Annotated in this window: 2 protein-coding genes; both read right to left on the bottom strand. The window is 52.2% G+C overall.

Going from position 1 to position 1,960, the window contains the following annotated elements:
- Nucleotides 1-1,311 (bottom strand): citrate lyase holo-[acyl-carrier protein] synthase (gene citX / locus AOQ29_RS05445; RefSeq protein WP_061993501.1); only part of this gene is annotated, 1,311 nt, incomplete at its 3' end.
- 211 nt (nt 1,312-1,522) lie between these two features.
- Nucleotides 1,523-1,960: citrate lyase subunit alpha (locus AOQ29_RS08080; protein WP_275936580.1), on the bottom strand; the 438-nt coding region annotated here is incomplete at its 5' end.

Raw genomic sequence — 1,960 nt, 5'->3', positions numbered from 1 at the left:
CAAGTAGGCCTTACCCGCTGGCGTTTTGGCTCCACCCAAGGCTTGAAACTCACCGACCCAGCTCTGCATTGTTTGCTCAATAGCTGGCGTTCCCGCCCGCTTGATCAAGGTCGAATCTTGGATTGACCCGACCAAGGCCATTAACGTATCCAAGAGCCGGTCATTGGTCGTCTTGGCCGGGCTAGTTCTCAGGGTTGGAAGACCGACTTGGCTCAAAGGCTGGAGGCCTCGGGTTACTTCACCCCGAACACCCGTTAGTTGGTAAACCTGGTACTGTCGCTCCCCGGCCGTTAAGTCTGCCGGGTGATCAGCCAACTTTTGCCCGAAGTCGTTATCAATCAGGCCGGCCGTAATTTCCTGAACTTTCTTCTGAACAAGGCCCAGGGTCGTTGCTTGATTATTTTGCGTGGCCTGACCATAGGCAGCCAGTAAAATCCCTAGGCTAAAGATGACACCCTTATGGGTATTAACACCATCGGTCGCCTGAATCATTGCTTGTTCAGCCTCTTGGCCCAATGGGCGCAGAATCGTTAAAATTTCTTTCAAGTCCGACCCAGTAAAATCACGTCCCACCATTACCGCCTGGGTAAAGTATTGGCCCAGTGCCAGTGTTGAATCAATAAAGGTCAGCGCCGTCATATCCGGGTGCGATCCCGGGCTGACCGGGTCAACCAAACCTGGTTTTGGGTTAACCGTGACCTCAGCCAGGCAGGCCGCCTGGGCGGTCTGGACCGTCGCCGTCACCGACCAAGCCGGCAGGGTTACATCAGTCACAAAATACTTTTGGTAGAGGGCATCCGCGGCCGCCTGTAAGTCTGGAAAGGAATGCCGACCGGCCTTGGCACAGTCCTTGGCACTGCAGTCACAAATTAGACAGGTCCGTGGCGTAAAGCCCAGGTCGGTGCGGGAAAGTTGATAAATATCTGCCCCGGCCCCCATCACGTCGCAATCAAAGAGACGGCCTAAGGCAAAGTCGGCCTCGAAGGTCATCATTGATTTTTTAACCGTCACAATATCGGCCTTGACCACCAAAAAACCTTCTGGTCCCGTTGGTCGGTCGCGGTCAACTTTAATCCTGGCCAATCCATCCCCCAGGTCCGCAACCTGGGCCACGATGGCCTGCCACCCCGCTTGAAAAAGTTGTTGAATTTGGGGGCTATTTTTAGCGTTCCCCGCCAGGTTTAATTTGACGGCAATGACAACGGCTGCCGGGTATCGCTCTTCTAAGTGGTGCTGATAAGCCGACCGCCAGTCGCGGTTAGCTAAAACCGCTGGCAAATCAACGGTGGGACCGTCAGTAAAAATTGTCATGGTCATCACTCCTCTATCGTGCTTGCTTCCCCCATTCTAACAAGAACTAGGTGGAATGTGAATGAACTGCCGATTAGTCATTAAGACAAAGCGGCAGTCATTGTATCAAAAAATAGGCGTGTACCTGCTCGGATATCTAAAAAATCTGAACTTGCATCCACTTGGGTATCAAAAAAGGCGGGCCTGCGCCCACCTTGAAGAACTAAATCACTTAATCTTTGACTTCTTTAATCACGTCAATCAAAGTACCGTCACGGTATTCAGCGAGTGCCACGACCCGGTCGGTGAATTCTAAGGGTTTTGGCACCCCAACAAGTTTTTCTGCCTTAGCCTGCAAGTCTTGGATGCTGTAAATTGGCAAGCCAGGAACCTGTGATAGTGCCTCCACCAAGTCTTGACGGTTAGGATTAATGGCAATTCCTAGTTCGGTTACCAAGACATCAATTGAGTCACCCGGCGTAATCACAGTCGTCACCGCTGGCACGACCGTCGCAATTCGACCACGGACCAAGGGTGCCGAGATAATCGTTAATTTGGCAGTGGCGGCGTCTTGGTGGCCACCAATAGCGCCCCGAATTACTCCGTCAGAACCGGACATAACGTTAACGTTAAAGTCCGTATCGATTTCCAAAGCGGACAAAATCGCCAC

The sequence above is a fragment of the Fructobacillus ficulneus genome, assembly GCF_001047075.2.
GTDB lineage: Bacteria > Bacillota > Bacilli > Lactobacillales > Lactobacillaceae > Fructobacillus > Fructobacillus ficulneus.
This window is presented reverse-complemented; position numbering and strand designations above follow the sequence as displayed.